The sequence below is a fragment of the Flavobacterium cutihirudinis genome, from assembly GCF_003385895.1.
GTDB lineage: Bacteria > Bacteroidota > Bacteroidia > Flavobacteriales > Flavobacteriaceae > Flavobacterium > Flavobacterium cutihirudinis.
The window spans coordinates 816982-833310 of sequence record NZ_QRDQ01000009.1; the positions used below are offsets into that span (position 1 = coordinate 816982).

Below are 16329 nucleotides of genomic sequence, written 5' to 3' on the forward strand. Positions count from 1 at the left end.
CAGCCATTTTAGTACCAGGCGTCGTTACATGTTATAAATAAAATTTAACATTGAAACAGACGGTCGTTTTGGTTTTTGTTTTTTGTTTAAAAGCACTGTCAAAACCTGACAGTGCTTTTTTTTATATCAAGACACAGTTAAAAAACATAGTCTACAAAAAAAGCTGCACAAACTCAGAATTGACATTTGCACAGCTTTTTATTAAAACTCCGTGAAAAGCGAACCTCTATTGTATTATAAAAATAGTATTAGGCAACCGCTACAATTACACTATTATTATTTGTTTTCCACAAAAATCAACTGATCAATCATCACATTGCTACCAGCAAGACTATTAGTACGGAGAATTAACTTACCATCATTTGTGTCTTCACGCATTACAAATAATTTGACCCATTTTCCTTTCTGATCCAATACACCGGTAACCGATTCTCTGCCTTCCAACAAGATTTTAGCTTCTCTATTTTCCTTATTCCAATCAGAAAAATGGACATACAAATCTCCTATTACACCTTGAGGTACATTTATTTCAATTTCAATTTCTTTTGCAAACCAAGCCGCTTTATCATCCCATCGCCAGATTGAAGGATTTTCATTGTTCTTAAAATTATATTGCATTTTTCGTTTAAGGACTGAAACATCCATTTCTTTTTTCCAAGGATATTCACCTGTTTCCTTTGGTACATTAATTCCTGCTTTTACATAAAGCAGTGCATTGGCAAATTCTTCCGGCACAGGAACTTTGCTTTGAGCTTCTTTTATTAGAGGAAATGTTGATTGTAAAAGTGACAATTCTACAGTACTAGTTGGATTGAAATCACTACTGCTAACATATTTCAACAAACTATAGCGAAGTTGTTTTGCCACAACATTTTTATTGTCTTCAATATCATATCCACAAACCAGCAAACGTCCTTTACCCACACGACATTCAAATAAAGAACCCAACTTTTCATTTATATGAAAATCGCTGATTGGCTGCGCAAAAGGCTCTATAGCCGCTGGCCAATTATCCAATTTAAAAGCCCTTCCTTTACTTATTGCTTCCCATTGCCAGTCTCCGTAGAAAGCTGAAGGAAAGTTTTTAAACGCTGGATGTTTTTCGTTTACACTCAAACCAAGAGTTGTATTTTCCTGTCCGGGAAAGAAAATATTAGACCAAAACAATGGTTCGAAAAATAATGGTCTAAAAGATTCCTGCTTACCTAATTTAGCTGCATACAAAACAACGGTCTCTCCTTTTTGCAAAGCTGCTATTGTTTTGTCATCAATCTTATTTGTCTCAAAAACTTTAGGAGACGTTTCATCAGGAAGACTTGACGGATAAATCCAAACTGTCCATTCATTATGATAAGAAGTTCCGGGAATATTAATTTTCAGTTTTGCTTCCGTAGCTTGTTGAATCGCATTTAGCGGCATATCAATTTCTTCAATAGTTTGAAGTTCTCCTCTTTTTATACTTGCTTTCTGTATTTCTCCTTTACCAATTGATTTTCCATCTGTCGCAATTAACTCCCATTCTACATCATTGATTAAATCTGCCGAACTATAATTCGCAATTTGAATTGTTGCTTTAAACCTTTCTTTGTTTTCCCATACAAATTTTTTAAATCTTGCCAACGGAACAATCACATTGCTATACTGTCTAAAATATTCAGGAGAAGTAGTTCCTTTATCATCATAAAAAGCATCAAGCCATCCAACCAATGCTTCACCTTGCCCTTGATAATCCTGCATACTTAGCATTTCAAAACCGGCACAAGACTTTGTTCTGTAAAAATTTTCAATTAAGGCTTTGTACAACTCTCTTTGTTGAGCACCACTTGCAGCGTGAAAATCTGCATCTTTATTCACAAGTCCATTTGACACCGCCGATTCCTTGCATTTTTCAAGATTACGCGCTTTCAAAACTCCTTTATATTTATCTATTTCACTCCATAAAGGATAAACTGGAAATTGTCCTACTTCATGAGCAATAATCGGAATAGTGCTTTTGGAGTAATTTTTTTCCAAATCATAATCAGTACTTGCCCCCTGAATTCCGTACGTTCCTCCTACTCCGGGAATATTATGAGTTACACTAAAATCATCTACAGGTGTAATTTTTCTTGCCGTTGAAACGGAATACAATCTTCTGCTATCTTTTTCTTTGAGCTTTTTTATCCATTGCTGCATCACATCAAAATTTGAATTCCCCAACTCATTTCCAATACAAAGCATCACAAAAGATGGATGATTACCATAAGCATCCAAAATACGCTGCAACTCTTCCTGAACAAACTTATCAGCTGAAGGATTTTTCCCCAAACCTTCCGGAAGTCCTTTTGTCAACATATCCGGTCGATCTTTTGGTGTGGATGTCATCCAGTAATCAATCCAAATAGTTTCGGCCTGAATATAAATCCCTAATTTATCAGCCGCTTCAAAAGCTGCTTCAGGCGGACACCACGAATGGAATCGCACATGATTTAGTCCATACGATTTATAAATTTTAAAAATTCGCTCCCATTCTTTGACATCACAAGATGGATATCCGGTAAGCGGAAAGTGTACGCAATCTAAATTCCCTCGCATAAATACAGGAGCCTTGTTGATTAAAATTTTTGAAGCTGATGTACTGACACTTCTAAATCCAAAGTCGGCACTTTGTTCTCCTCCATTTGCAACTTCAGCCGTAATTCTATAACGATTAGGTGTGAATTCATCCCATAATTTAATTGGAAAATTCATTTCCAATTTTTGCGTTTGTTCTTCGATATTCGAAAGTGTTTTTTTTGTCGTAACCACTTTTTCTCCGGTTTGTAAATCAGTTATGGAGTATACAATTTTACTTGCAACGGGATTTCGAAGCTTTAGTTTTACTTCCAATTCTTTTTTATCGGCATCCGGAAACAATTGCATATCATAAATCTGCATGTTTTCTTTTGCACGCAATTCTATTTTCCCAACAGCTCCATTCCATATACTTTGGGTATATTCTGTATAAACATGACCTTTATCTCCTATATTATAAATCAAATCATTATTTATTCTAATAGTAATGATATGTTTTCCGGGACTTAATTTTCCTAAACGATGCAAATGTGGCACCGCCAACGCATCTTCTTTGGTCAACAATTTTCCGTCGATCCAAACTTTCGATTCCCACATTACTCTTTCCAGAAAAAGTTCTATATCTTTTCCTTTCCATTTACTTGGCACATTTATTTCACGGCTATACCAGGCAGGTCCAACATATTTGTATTCGCGTGAAAGAATTCCATAATCAGGCCCGATTGTTTTTGTTCCTTTATGTCCTTCATCGGTTGTGCCGGGTAATTGAATTGTTTCCGAAAATTGCCCCATTGACCAATTTTCTTTTTCGCCATTGTCATTTGGATCTAATTTAAAGTTCCAGGAACCAGAAAGATTTAAGGTTTTATTCTGAGAAAAAATTTGATCTGCCGATAAGAAAAGAAGACAGACTGCAAGCATTAATTTAATTTTCATTTTTCTAAAATTTTAAATTGCCTGAGTGACAACTACTTTTTAAATATATTAATAAAACTAAAAAATAAAATTAATACAGTAGCTGATGCTATAAAATGGAAAAACTTACTAAATTGCTGGATAATTATCTGATTTAGACAAAAATGAAAGCAAAGAAAACATCAGTCCGGAAAAAGGAAGGTTTCAAGGGACAAAAGAGCATTGTCCTTCCTAATTTAGTGGTCGATCGTCTTTCTTCTAATCCAATCAATAGATTTTTATATGTTACCGACATTGGATTCTATCCTCAGGCATCAAATCATTATCGTCAAAGAAAACAAGGCTCATCAGAGAATATATTGATTTATTGTATTGGTGGAAAAGGATGGTGCAAAATTGAAAATCAACTTTACACAATCAAGCCTAATCAATTCCTGATAGTGCCAGTAGGACTTGCTCATACATATTCTGCTGATAAAGACGATCCATGGACTATTTATTGGATTCACTTCAAAGGAGAGGGCGGTTTACATTTAGCCACTAATTTGTATGAGAAGTTAATTGCTGGCGAAAACATGATTTATGCCAGCGAAGTACGAAATAATCTTTTTGAAGAATTATACAAAAACCTCCAACTTGGATATGGAAAATCTAACACAGGTTATGCCTCTATTCTATTATGGCAAATTTTAGGATCTTTTCTTTATGATGAACGCTTCGGCGCAAGCCTTATACAAGAACAATCTGATCCTATTGAAAAAGCGATAACCTACATCAGCGAAAATATTCAACGACGTTTAACTCTAGAAATGATAAGTGAACAAGCAAACTTATCCTTATCTCATTTCTCGATGTTGTTTAAAAACAAAACAGGTTATACACCAATAGAATATGTAAATCACCTTAAAATACAAACTGCTTGTCAAAATCTTCAATTTACAAACTTACGCATCAAAGAGATTGCGGAACTTTCCGGAATAGAAGATCCTTATTATTTTTCACGAGTTTTTAATTCACTAATGGGAGTTTCTCCAACACAATATCGACAGCAATTTTCACAAGCTGAAGCTGATTCTTCTTCTTTTTTATTCAAAAATAAATCGTGATTTTAAAGGTATTTCCAGCCCATTTCTAATCACTTTTGATGTAAAAATTAAAACGCTCCAGTCTTTCAGTAACAGAAAGAGATAGAAAGTCAGTTAACTATTAGAGATTCAAAGTAAAAGATAGCCTCACGCTATCTTTTTTTGTTACGTTCAAAAGGGTATCTTTGCCGCTTAAATAAAAAAACAGTCTTTATTATATAGAGACTAAATTAGAGACTTGTAGATTTAAACAAATTACAATTATCTGATTTTAAATAAAATAAAACAATGAACTACCTATCTGTAGAAAATATATCAAAGTCATTTGGCGAAAGAGTCCTTTTTGACAACATTTCTTTTGGAATCAACAAAGACCAAAAAATTGCTTTTATTGCCAAAAATGGTTCAGGAAAAACCACCATTATGAGTATTATTAATGGTTTGGATGAGCCAGATACAGGACAAGTTGTTTTGAGAAAAGGAATCAGAATGGCTTTTCTTTCTCAGGATAATAATCTACAAGATGAACTTACGATTGAAGAAAGTATTTTCGCTTCAGATAATGAAACACTTAAAATAATTGAGGCTTACGAAAAAGCATTAGAAAACCCAAATGACGAAGAAGCGTATCAAAAAGCTTTTGACGGAATGGATCAGCACAATGCTTGGGATTTTGAAACGCAATACAAACAAATTCTTTTTAAATTAAAACTGGAAGATTTTAAACTTAAAGTTAAAAATCTTTCCGGAGGACAAAAAAAGCGTCTTTCATTGGCGATCATTTTGATCAATCGTCCGGATTTATTGATTTTGGATGAGCCAACCAACCATTTGGATCTTGAAATGATCGAATGGCTTGAAAGTTATTTTGCCAAAGAAAATATTACCTTGTTTATGGTAACGCACGACCGTTTCTTTTTGGAACGTGTTTGCAACGAAATTATCGAATTAGACAACGGAAAATTATACCAATACAAAGGAAATTATTCTTATTATTTAGAGAAAAAAGAAGAGCGAATTACATCTGAGAACTCTAGTATTGACAAAGCCAAAAACTTATTTGTAAAAGAATTAGAATGGATGCGTCGCCAGCCAAAAGCGAGAACAACCAAATCTAAATCACGTCAGGATGACTTTTATGTAATTAAAGAAAAAGCACAAAGCCGACGTAAGGAAAACAAGGTTGAGCTTGAAATCAACATGGAAAGAATGGGAAGCAAAATTATCGAGCTTCATAAACTTTCTAAAAAATTCAAAGACCGTGTTATTCTGGATAATTTCAGTTTTGATTTTCAACGTGGCGAAAGAATAGGGATTATTGGTAAAAACGGAACCGGTAAATCGACTTTCTTAAATCTTCTTACAGGAACAATTCCGCCAGACAGCGGACGCGTTGTGAAAGGTGACACCATCAAAATTGGATATTACACACAATCCGGAATTAATCCAAAACCGGGTCAGCGTGTTATTGATATTATTAAGGAATACGGAGAATATATTCCGCTTGCAAAAGGGAAAATCATTTCAGCTTCGCAATTATTGGAGCGATTCTTATTCGATGCGAAAAAACAATATGATTATGTTGAGAAATTAAGCGGTGGAGAATTAAAACGTTTGTATTTATGTACCGTTTTAATTCAGAATCCAAACTTTTTGATTCTCGATGAGCCAACAAACGATTTGGATATCGTGACATTAAATGTTTTAGAAAGTTTCCTTTTAGATTATCCGGGATGTTTATTGGTTGTTTCGCACGACCGTTATTTCATGGATAAAATTGTTGATCATTTATTTGTTTTCAGAGGACAAGGCGAAATCGAAAATTTCCCTGGAAACTATTCTGATTTCCGTGCTTACGAAGACAGTGCCGATGTTGCTCAAAAAGAAGAAAACAAAGCTGAAAAGAAAGATTGGAAACAAAACAATCCAACTGGAAATCTAAGTTTTAACGAGCAAAAAGAATATCAGAAAATCGAAAGAGAAATAAAAGATTTAGAAATCGAAAAGACTAAAATCGAACAATTATTCTCTGACGGAAAAGTAGCCGATGCTGATATTGAGAAAAAAGCAAACGAACTTCAAAATATCATCAATAAAATAGATCAGAAAGAAGAACGCTGGTTTGAGCTTTCGGCTAAGATTGAGGGATAGTTTTTAGTTTTCAGTCGCAGTCGCAGTATTCAGTTTTACAAAATTGAGAGAAAATTCTTAGTTTTGTAAAAAACTGAATTATGGATTTTAAAGAATTATTAGCTTATAAAAAATCATTTGAACTTGCGATGGAGATTTTTGAATTGTCAAAAACTTTTCCAAATGAAGAAAAGTTCTCATTAACCGATCAAATACGTCGATCTTCAAGAAGTGTTTCCGCTAACATTGCCGAATCGTACCGAAAAAGAAGATATACAAATCATTTTATAAGTAAATTAACTGATAGCGATGCTGAAAACTCAGAAACGTGTACATGGCTTGAATTTTCTCTGAAATGTCAATACATTAATAAAGAAACCTTTGACAAACTAAACAGTAAAAGTCTCGAAATCGGAAGATTGATAAACTATATGATCAACAATCCCAATAAATTTGGATGCGGATAAAATTAACGACTATCACAAAACTGAAAACTGGCACTGCGACTGGCACTGCGACTAAAAACTATTTTCCTATATTTGACGCATTAACAAAATACCACCATGAAACATTTTTTATCTGCACTACTTGTTCTTACAGTTTTTATTTCTTGCTCAAGTCCTGAACAAGAACCTGTTACTATTGACCCACCAAAAGATTACACTGTAGAAAACGAAAAAGAAATCACCGATTATATCGCCAAACACAATTTAACAGCTCAAAAAACAGCATCTGGTTTATATTATGTAATCAATGAACCCGGAACTGGTGATCAGCCAACTATGACATCGAATGTAACAGTTGCTTACAAAGGATATTATTCTAACGGAGCTGTCTTTAACGAAAGTACAGCTGCAGGCATAACTTTTAACTTGCAACAAGTAATTAGAGGCTGGACAGAAGGAATTCCGTTTTTTAAAACTGGAGGAAGCGGCATTCTTTTGATCCCTTCTCGTTTAGGATATGGAAGTTATGATGACAGAGGAATCCCTGGAGGTTCTGTACTTATTTTTGATATTAAATTGATTGCAGTAAAATAAGTCCTTAATTAACTTTCAATTTCAAGATGTTTTTTCAAATAAAATCCTATTTAAATTTCCTTTGGAAATCCAAAAACGAACATGCCGTTCATTCGCCATTCGTATTTAATTTACTAACGAAATGTTTTTACGATAAAAAAACAAAAACCGAATATCAGGTTCTTAAAAATTATAGGAAATCAATTTTAGAAAATAAGAGTTTTATTGATGTTACTGATTTTGGCGCAGGTTCTAAAGTTTTTAAATCCAATAACAGACAGGTTTCAAAAATTGTTCAAACCGCAGGAATCTCTTCTAAAAGAGCCGAATTATTATTTCGTGTAACAAATTATTTCCAACCTGAAAATGTTCTTGAAATTGGCACATCATTAGGTTTGGCTACATCTGCGCTTTCTTTGGGTAATCCAAAAGCAAAAGTTGTTACGATTGAAGGTTGCCCATTAACATCGAGTATCGCTCAAGAACATTTACAACACTTTGAGTGCGATAATGTAGAAAACGTAGTTTCAGAATTTGGATCTTTCTTAATTTCGGAAGAGCTGCAATCTTCTATCTTTGACCTGATTTATTTTGACGGAAATCATTCAAAAAAAGCAACATTAGACTATTTTGAAGTTTTACTTCCAACTATCAACAATAATTCCGTTTGGATTTTTGACGATATTCATTGGTCGGCTGATATGGAAGATGCCTGGGAAATCATCAAAAAGCATCCGAAAGTAAAAGTTACAATTGATACCTTTCAATGGGGATTTGTTTTCTTTAGATACGAACAACCAAAAGAGCATTTTATCATTCGCACATAAAAAAATGGCAACCATTTCTGATTGCCATTTTACTACTAATTCAAAAACGTAAAAATTTATTTTTTAGCTTCTTTGTTTTCTTCAGATTTAGCTCCCATTCTGTTTACAGTATACATTGGAGCAAATTTTATTTTCAAACCTGCAATTTTTCTGTTGTCTTCAGAAGTTAAACCTTCTTTTTCAACCGTATTTTTTCGACTGTCAAGTGCTTCATACAAAAGTTTAATCTCATCCCAGTCTTCTCTTGAATAACGATCTTTATTATTTTCTACAGTGTGCACAAATTGCTGATAAACACTATGAATATTTTGAGCATTTACCCAGCTGAAACTCATATCGTCTCCAATTTTCCCTTCACCAAATAAAGCATTACGCAATTGTTGTTTCGGACTCGGAGCTGGTGGGGCAAAAACGGCGGTCATTTCTTTTCTAAACTCTTCGTATTTTACTTTACTTGTATTTATTTTTTCGGTCGCAGCCGAATTATCTTTTATATCAGCCAAAGCCAATTCAGCTTCCTGAGCTTTTCTATCATATTCAGATTCTACTGTTTTCCAATTTTCTTTCAAATCGGCTGCAGCAACATTTTTAACAGAGTCGACGTAGGTTACATAAGAGTCTACTGTTCGTTGTGCCTTTTCTTGTTTTTCATCTTTACAAGAAGTAAAGCTCAGTGCAATTAATGCAATTCCTGATAATAATTGTATGTTTTTCATAATTACTGATTGTTTAATTAATACATTAACAAATGTACCCATAACACAATATCTAAAATTACATTATTACCATGTTTTTAATATTAATAATATAATAAATCTATAAAAAACAAAAAATAATGACAATTATACAAAACATATCAAAAAAGATATAACTATTTTAATAATAACATTACTTATTATTAATTACGATTGTCGGCTAAAAGATGTTTTTGTAACAAAAACCAATTATCGACTACTCATCGTTTATTGAAAAGTGTTTTGTACTTTTAAAACCAAAATTGTAACACGAAATGGCAAATCCATTAATTAAGATCACAGACATAAAACGAAATTTTGTATTAGGTAATGAAATTGTTTATGTTTTAAAAGGAATTAATTTAGAAATCAATAAAGGAGAATATGTCGCTTTGATGGGGCCTTCAGGTTCCGGAAAATCAACTTTAATGAACTTATTAGGCTGTTTGGATACGCCAACTTCCGGACGTTATGTTTTAAATGGAAAAGATGTCAGTCAAATGAAAGATGATGAACTCGCCGGAATTCGAAATACCGAAATTGGTTTCGTCTTTCAGACCTTTAATCTTTTACCCAGAACAACCGCTTTAGATAATGTGGCTTTACCAATGATTTATGCAGGTTATTCTAAATCTGAAAGAAATTCACGCGCAACAGAAGTTCTTAAACAAGTAAATCTTGCAGACAGAATGGATCACCAGCCCAATCAATTATCAGGAGGACAGCGCCAGCGTGTTGCCATCGCCCGCGCTTTGGTAAATAAACCTTCAATTATTTTGGCCGATGAACCAACAGGAAACTTAGACAGTAAAACTTCCGTAGAAATCATGAAGCTTTTTGGAGACATTCACGCGCAAGGAAACACTGTAATCTTAGTAACCCACGAAGAAGATATCGCAGCGTACGCGCACAGAGTTATTCGTTTAAGAGACGGATTAATTGAAAGCGACACCACGAAATAATTTTAGATTTAAAATAGTTTAACCGTTTATTTGGTTAATTATTTAATCGCTTCAAAAAAAAACTTAGCATCTCAGCACCTTAGAATCTTAAAAAAATGAAAGTATATACAAAAACCGGAGATAAAGGAACAACTGCTCTTTTTGGAGGCACGCGCGTTCCTAAAGATCATATTAGAATTGACAGTTACGGAACTGTCGATGAATTAAATTCTTATATCGGATTAATTCGCGATCAGAAAATGGATGCACATTATAAGACCATTTTAATAGAAATACAGGATCGTCTTTTTACTGTTGGTGCCATTTTGGCAACTCCACAGGAAAAAGAAGTCTTAAAAAATGGCAAACTTCGATTAGAAAATCTCGGCATAATTGATTCGGATATCGAATTATTAGAAAACGAAATAGATAAAATGGAGGAAAGCCTTCCGCCAATGACGCATTTTGTTTTACCGGGCGGCCATCCAACTGTGTCACATTGTCATATAGCACGTTGTATTTGCCGTCGCGCAGAGCGTTTGGCAGTACATTTAAGCCATAATGAACACGTTCCCGAAGTAGCAATCAAATACTTAAACCGACTTTCTGACTACCTTTTTGTCTTGGCACGGAAGTTGTCCTCAGACTTAAAAGCGGAAGAAGTAAAATGGATTCCGAGGAAGTAGAAAGTCGCAGTTTCTAGTTTTCAGTTTTTCAAGCTGAAAATTAGCACCAAAACTGGATACTAAATGAAGTAACTTAGTTGCAAATTTAAGTCACAAGACTGCAAACTGCCGCTGAAAACTGATTACTAACAAGGACGTTCTTAAATTTTATTAAAATAAATCAAAATTTACTTGTCTTTTTCAGTAAAAAATTTATTTTTGCACAAACTAAACAGATAACAGATGTATTGGACATTAGAATTAGCATCTTATTTAAGTGATGCGCCATGGCCTGCTAACAAAGATGAACTTATTGACTACGCTATTAGAGCTGGAGCTCCATTAGAAGTAGTAGAAAACCTTCAATCAATTGAAGATGAAGGCGAGATATATGAATCAATGGAAGAAATTTGGCCTGATTATCCAACAGACGAAGATTATCTTTGGAATGAGGATGAATATTAAAAAATAAACCAAAGGAAAAAGTCTCATCACAGAGACTTTTTTTTTGGTTCAAATACATATATATAATAAAGAAATACAAAATAAATCATGAGTTTCATAAACAGTATTATTAAAGTCTTTGTAGGTGATAAATCACAGAAAGATGTCAAAGCTTTACAACCTTATTTAAACAAAATTAAAACATTCGAAACCAGCCTAATGAGTTTGTCTAATGACGAATTAAGAGGTAGAACCGTATATTTTAAAGATAGAATAAAAGAAGCCAGAGCTGATAAAGATGCTAAAATTGCTTCGCTTAAAGCGGAAGTAGAAAACATCGAAGACATCGATAAAAGAGAAGACATTTACGATGCAATTGATGCTCTTGAAAAAGAAGCTTACGAAATCTCGGAAAAAACTTTATTGGAAATTCTTCCGGAAGCATTTTCTGTAGTAAAAGAAACGGCACGTCGTTTCAAAGAAAACTCTCATATTGAAGTTACAGCAACTCCAAAAGATCGCGAATTTTCAGCAACAAAACCATATATTACAATTGATGGTGAAAAATCAGTTTGGGCTAACAAATGGAATGCTGCAGGAAAAGACATCACTTGGGACATGATTCACTACGATGTTCAGTTGATTGGTGGTATGGTTTTGCACGAAGGTAAAGTTGCCGAAATGCAAACTGGTGAAGGAAAAACGTTAGTTGCTACTCTTCCACTTTACTTAAATGCTTTAACAGGAAACGGAGTTCACTTAGTAACAGTGAATGACTATCTTGCAAAACGTGATAGTACATGGAAAGCGCCTTTATTCGAATTCCACGGTTTAACTGTAGATTGTATCGATAATCACCAGCCAAGTACTGAGGCTAGAAAAAAAGCTTACGATGCAGATATCACGTACGGAACCAACAACGAATTTGGTTTTGACTACTTAAGAGACAACATGGCGCACTCGCCAAGTGATTTAGTTCAGAGAAAACACAATTATGCAATCGTCGATGAGGTCGATTCTGTATTAATTGATGATGCAAGAACACCGCTTATTATTTCAGGACCGGTTCCTCAGGGAGATCGTCATGAGTTTAATGAGTTGAAACCAAAAATCGAAAACTTAGTTGCACAACAACGTCAGTTAGCGAATGGTTTCTTAGCTGAAGCTAAAAAATTAATCAAAGAAGGAAATACTAAAGAAGGTGGATTCTTATTATTAAGAGCTTACAGAAGTTTACCTAAAAATAAAGCATTAATTAAATTTTTGAGTGAAGAAGGAATCAAACAATTGCTTCAAAAAACCGAAAATCAATATATGCAGGATAACAATCGCGAAATGCATAAAGTGGACGAAGCTTTGTATTTTGTGATTGAAGAGAAAAACAATCAGGTTGAATTAACAGATAATGGTATTCAATACCTTTCTGGAGATACTGATGCTGATTTCTTCGTTTTACCGGACATTGGAACAGAAATCGCAGCGATTGAAAAACAAAAATTAGACAAAGACGCTGAAGCAGAAGCCAAAGAAAGATTATTCCAGGATTTTGGTGTAAAAAGCGAGCGTATCCATACTCTAACACAACTTTTAAAAGCATATGCTTTATTCGAAAAAGATGTAGAATATGTGATCATGGACAACAAAATTTTGATTGTCGATGAGCAAACAGGTCGTATTATGGATGGACGTCGTTATTCTGACGGTTTACACCAGGCGATTGAAGCTAAAGAAAACGTAAAAATCGAAGCTGCTACACAAACTTTTGCTACAGTTACATTACAGAATTATTTCAGAATGTACAGCAAATTGGGTGGTATGACAGGTACAGCAGTTACAGAAGCTGGAGAGTTATGGCAGATTTATAAATTGGATGTTGTTGAAATTCCAACCAACCGTCCGATTGCAAGACAAGACAAAGAAGATTATATCTACAAAACTACACGTGAAAAATTCAACGCTGTAATCGAAGATGTTACGCAACTTTCGCAAGCAGGAAGACCAGTATTGATTGGAACAACTTCTGTAGAGATTTCAGAATTATTAAGCCGAATGTTGAAAATGAGAGGCGTTACACACAACGTCTTGAATGCTAAAATGCACAAACAAGAGGCACAAATCGTAGAAGAAGCTGGTAAAGCCGGAGTTGTAACTATTGCAACAAATATGGCTGGTCGTGGTACCGATATTAAATTATCTCCAGAAGTTAAAGCTGCCGGAGGTTTAGCAATCGTGGGTACAGAACGTCATGATTCTCGTCGTGTTGACAGACAGTTACGTGGTCGTGCAGGACGTCAGGGAGATCCGGGAAGTTCTCAGTTCTACGTTTCTCTTGAAGATAACTTAATGCGTTTATTCGGTTCTGAAAGAGTAGCAAAAGTTATGGACAGAATGGGATTACAGGAAGGTGAAGTTATTCAGCATTCTATGATGACTAAATCTATCGAACGTGCTCAGAAAAAAGTAGAAGAAAACAACTTTGGTGTTCGTAAACGTTTATTAGAATATGATGACGTTATGAATTCTCAACGTGAAGTAGTTTACAAACGTCGTCGTCACGCTTTGTTTGGTGAGCGTTTGAAACTTGATATCGCTAACATGCTTTATGATACTTGCGAATTAATTGTAAGCAACACTAAAGTGACTAACGACTTTAAAGGATTTGAATTTGATTTAATTCGTTATTTCGGAATCACATCTCCAATTTCTGAAGCTGATTTCAATAAATTAAATGATATTGAAGTTACAGGAAAAGTATACAAAGAAGCTCTGGCTTTCTACACTGAAAAAACAGAAAGAAGCGCAAGAGAAGCTTTCCCAATCATTAAAGGAGTTTTTGAAGAGCCAAACAATCATTTCGAAAGAATTGTAGTTCCATTTACTGACGGAATCAAAACTTTGAATGTAGTAACTGACTTGAAAAAAGCATACGAAAGTGAAGGTGCTCAGTTAATTGCTGATTTCGAGAAAAACATCACTCTTTCTATTGTTGATGAGGCTTGGAAAAAACATTTACGTAAAATGGACGAATTGAAACAATCTGTTCAATTGGCCGTTCACGAACAAAAAGATCCATTACTTATCTACAAATTAGAAGCTTTCAATTTGTTTAGAGGAATGTTAGACAACGTTAATAAAGAAGTTATTTCATTCTTGTTCAAAGGTGATTTACCAGCACAAAACGTTAGTTCTGAAATTCACGAAGCAAGAGAAGTTCGTCAAAAAGAAAACTTACAATTAAGTAAAGACGAAATTCCAAGCAGTGAAGAAATTAACCGCGAAGCTGGAGAAACACAACAACGTCAAGTTACTGAAACCATTGTTAGAGATATGCCAAAAATCAACCGTAATGATACTGTAACAGTTCAGGAAGTTGCAACTGGTAAAACTGAAGAAATGAAATTCAAAAAAGCAGAAACGCTTTTAGCTTCAGGAGCTTGGGTTCTAGTTAAATAATTTTTTTTTGTATTCAGTCGCAGTTTTCTGTTTTCAGACTAATACTTAAATTTCATATCAAACCCGACAGGTTTTAAAAACCTGTCGGGTTTTTCTATTTAAAAAGTTTCCACTTTCCACATCAACTGTAAACTGAGACTAAATTTTTTTTTTATGTTAAATGGCAAAAATGATTATAATTAAAAATAATATAATGTATTTTTGCAGTCGAAACAACGAATTGACTCTTGAAGAAGTTTTTTATCATATTACTTTCTAGTATGCTTTTAGTGCCATCTTTTGGCAACTTCTTTGTTTATGCTTCTTTCAAATTAAATCAGGCTGAAATTACAAAAACGATTTGCGTACAACGTAAACAAGTTTTCAATACCTGTAACGGTCGATGTGAACTTCAAAAAAGCTTGAAAAAATACGCTGATAACGAAAAGAAAATGCAAGACAACCTAAAAGAGAAATCAGAGATTGTCTACATTCAAAATACAATTACAGCTCCTTATCAATTAGTCGCTCCTATTCAGACTAAAGCTGTGATCTTTTCTGCTTTAGATAAAAAACCAATTTCGGTTTCTGAGGCTGCTTTTCGCCCACCATCCTTTTTTATATAATTTTTTAAATCTGTTTCAATTCGTTTGAAACACTATTTCGTTGTCCAAAAACAGCGAAAGAAGTGCATGCGCACCTCCTATTTTAAATTAATTATATAAAAATCTCAAAATGAAAAACATACTTTACAAAGCATTCGCTATTGCAGCATTATCTATATCTCTAATTTCCTGCTCAAATGATGACAGTGAAAACATCTCAGGAAACGGAAAAATCACATTGAAATTTGATAATGCCTTTGGAGCAAACGACCTTATTTTAAACACTCAGGGAAATACAACTTCAAACAATGAAGTATTAAAAATCAGTTTAGTAAAATACATTGTAAGCAATGTTGTTTTTACAAAAGCAGACGGTTCTACTTATGTGTATCCAAAAAGCAAAAGCTATTTCATTGCTGACGAAGCTACAGCTGCAGGGCAACAATTTCAACTTTCAGATATTCCTGCCGGAGATTATACAAAAGTAAAATTCGGAATTGGTGTTGATGAAGAACAATGGAAACTAGGCGCTGCCGGTCAAGGCGATTTCCTGGCACAAGCCGATGATGCAGGTATGATGTGGTCTTGGGCTGCAGGATACAAATTCTTCGCTCTTGAAGGTAATTTTACTTCTCCGACAGTAACCGCTGCAACGCCATTTATGATCCATACCGGAAAAACCGGAACCGATTACAATTACACTGAAGTAACATTAGATTTACCAACAAAAGCTTTAGTTCGCACAGATATTACTCCAGCGATTCACATTATTACCGATCTTTCTAAAGTTATCGACGGACCAAACAAAATCAAACTTTCAGACAACAACATGGGCGGAATGGGCGCGATGATAATGGGTGGCGCAAATTTGCCAATAATTACACAAAACATCAACACGATGTTTAGAGTTGATCACGTACATAACGACTAAATTTTATTTTAGAAGCACAAACAGCAGGATTTTCAGAAATGACGTCCC

13 protein-coding genes are annotated in these 16329 nt (G+C 34.3%); 11 read left to right on the forward strand and 2 right to left on the reverse strand.

Annotation, left to right across the window (positions count from 1 at the left end):
- Nucleotides 1–276: 276 nt before the first annotated feature.
- Nucleotides 277–3489 carry a sugar-binding domain-containing protein gene (locus tag BD847_RS14310; RefSeq protein ID WP_115888934.1) on the reverse strand — a complete coding sequence of 1071 codons (3213 nt, stop codon included), beginning with the start codon at nt 3487–3489 and terminating at the stop codon, nt 277–279.
- Between the two features lie 143 nt (nt 3490–3632).
- Here BD847_RS14310 and BD847_RS14315 point away from each other — a divergent pair, with 143 nt between their 5' ends.
- The 5 genes from BD847_RS14315 to BD847_RS14335 all read left to right on the forward strand — a co-directional run bounded on the left by BD847_RS14315 (nt 3633) and on the right by BD847_RS14335 (nt 8529).
- A complete protein-coding gene (locus BD847_RS14315; protein WP_115888935.1) occupies nt 3633–4574 on the forward strand; it encodes an AraC family transcriptional regulator in 942 nt (313 codons plus the stop codon).
- 267 nt (nt 4575–4841) lie between these two features.
- A complete protein-coding gene (locus BD847_RS14320) occupies nt 4842–6704 on the forward strand; it encodes an ABC-F family ATP-binding cassette domain-containing protein (protein ID WP_115888936.1) in 1863 nt (620 codons plus the stop codon).
- Nucleotides 6705–6784: 80 nt separating this feature from the next.
- A complete protein-coding gene (locus BD847_RS14325; RefSeq protein ID WP_115888937.1) occupies nt 6785–7150 on the forward strand; it encodes a four helix bundle protein in 366 nt (121 codons plus the stop codon).
- Nucleotides 7151–7246: 96 nt separating this feature from the next.
- A complete protein-coding gene (locus BD847_RS14330) occupies nt 7247–7723 on the forward strand; it encodes an FKBP-type peptidyl-prolyl cis-trans isomerase (protein WP_115888938.1) in 477 nt (158 codons plus the stop codon).
- A gap of 26 nt (nt 7724–7749) precedes the next feature.
- A complete protein-coding gene (locus tag BD847_RS14335) occupies nt 7750–8529 on the forward strand; it encodes an O-methyltransferase (protein WP_115888939.1) in 780 nt (259 codons plus the stop codon).
- Between the two features lie 56 nt (nt 8530–8585).
- Here BD847_RS14335 and BD847_RS14340 read toward each other — a convergent pair whose 3' ends face one another.
- A complete protein-coding gene (locus BD847_RS14340) occupies nt 8586–9245 on the reverse strand; it encodes a DUF6565 domain-containing protein (RefSeq protein WP_115889033.1) in 660 nt (219 codons plus the stop codon).
- A 293-nt stretch (nt 9246–9538) separates the two neighbouring features.
- Between BD847_RS14340 and BD847_RS14345 the strand changes: the two genes are divergently transcribed.
- The 6 genes from BD847_RS14345 (at nt 9539) to BD847_RS14370 (ending at nt 16281) form a co-directional block, all read left to right on the forward strand.
- Nucleotides 9539–10225 (forward strand): ABC transporter ATP-binding protein, encoded by a 687-nt coding sequence (locus BD847_RS14345; protein ID WP_115888940.1) that lies wholly within the window; start codon nt 9539–9541, stop codon nt 10223–10225.
- Between the two features lie 95 nt (nt 10226–10320).
- Nucleotides 10321–10890 carry a cob(I)yrinic acid a,c-diamide adenosyltransferase gene (locus BD847_RS14350; protein ID WP_115888941.1) on the forward strand — a complete coding sequence of 190 codons (570 nt, stop codon included), beginning with the start codon at nt 10321–10323 and terminating at the stop codon, nt 10888–10890.
- A gap of 222 nt (nt 10891–11112) precedes the next feature.
- Entirely contained in the window at nt 11113–11334 is a 222-nt protein-coding gene (locus tag BD847_RS14355; RefSeq protein WP_007138072.1) for a DUF2795 domain-containing protein, read from the forward strand.
- 87 nt (nt 11335–11421) lie between these two features.
- Nucleotides 11422–14766 carry a preprotein translocase subunit SecA gene (gene secA / locus BD847_RS14360; protein WP_115888942.1) on the forward strand — a complete coding sequence of 1115 codons (3345 nt, stop codon included), beginning with the start codon at nt 11422–11424 and terminating at the stop codon, nt 14764–14766.
- Between the two features lie 227 nt (nt 14767–14993).
- On the forward strand, nt 14994–15371 hold the full coding sequence (locus BD847_RS14365; protein WP_244201609.1) for a hypothetical protein: 378 nt from the start codon (nt 14994–14996) through the stop codon (nt 15369–15371).
- 109 nt (nt 15372–15480) lie between these two features.
- Nucleotides 15481–16281 carry an MbnP family protein gene (locus BD847_RS14370; protein ID WP_115888944.1) on the forward strand — a complete coding sequence of 267 codons (801 nt, stop codon included), beginning with the start codon at nt 15481–15483 and terminating at the stop codon, nt 16279–16281.
- Nucleotides 16282–16329 lie beyond the last annotated feature (48 nt).

Bases quoted from the DNA above. Each gene is read 5' to 3' on its own strand.
- BD847_RS14310 (WP_115888934.1), bottom strand. From the start codon at position 3,489: ATGAAAATTAAATTAATGCTTGCAGTCTGTCTTCTTTTCTTATCGGCA.
- BD847_RS14315 (WP_115888935.1), top strand. From the start codon at position 3,633: ATGAAAGCAAAGAAAACATCAGTCCGGAAAAAGGAAGGTTTCAAGGGA.
- BD847_RS14320 (WP_115888936.1), top strand. From the start codon at position 4,842: ATGAACTACCTATCTGTAGAAAATATATCAAAGTCATTTGGCGAAAGA.
- BD847_RS14325 (WP_115888937.1), top strand. From the start codon at position 6,785: ATGGATTTTAAAGAATTATTAGCTTATAAAAAATCATTTGAACTTGCG.
- BD847_RS14330 (WP_115888938.1), top strand. From the start codon at position 7,247: ATGAAACATTTTTTATCTGCACTACTTGTTCTTACAGTTTTTATTTCT.
- BD847_RS14335 (WP_115888939.1), top strand. From the start codon at position 7,750: ATGTTTTTTCAAATAAAATCCTATTTAAATTTCCTTTGGAAATCCAAA.
- BD847_RS14340 (WP_115889033.1), bottom strand. From the start codon at position 9,245: ATGAAAAACATACAATTATTATCAGGAATTGCATTAATTGCACTGAGC.
- BD847_RS14345 (WP_115888940.1), top strand. From the start codon at position 9,539: ATGGCAAATCCATTAATTAAGATCACAGACATAAAACGAAATTTTGTA.
- BD847_RS14350 (WP_115888941.1), top strand. From the start codon at position 10,321: ATGAAAGTATATACAAAAACCGGAGATAAAGGAACAACTGCTCTTTTT.
- BD847_RS14355 (WP_007138072.1), top strand. From the start codon at position 11,113: ATGTATTGGACATTAGAATTAGCATCTTATTTAAGTGATGCGCCATGG.
- secA (WP_115888942.1), top strand. From the start codon at position 11,422: ATGAGTTTCATAAACAGTATTATTAAAGTCTTTGTAGGTGATAAATCA.
- BD847_RS14370 (WP_115888944.1), top strand. From the start codon at position 15,481: ATGAAAAACATACTTTACAAAGCATTCGCTATTGCAGCATTATCTATA.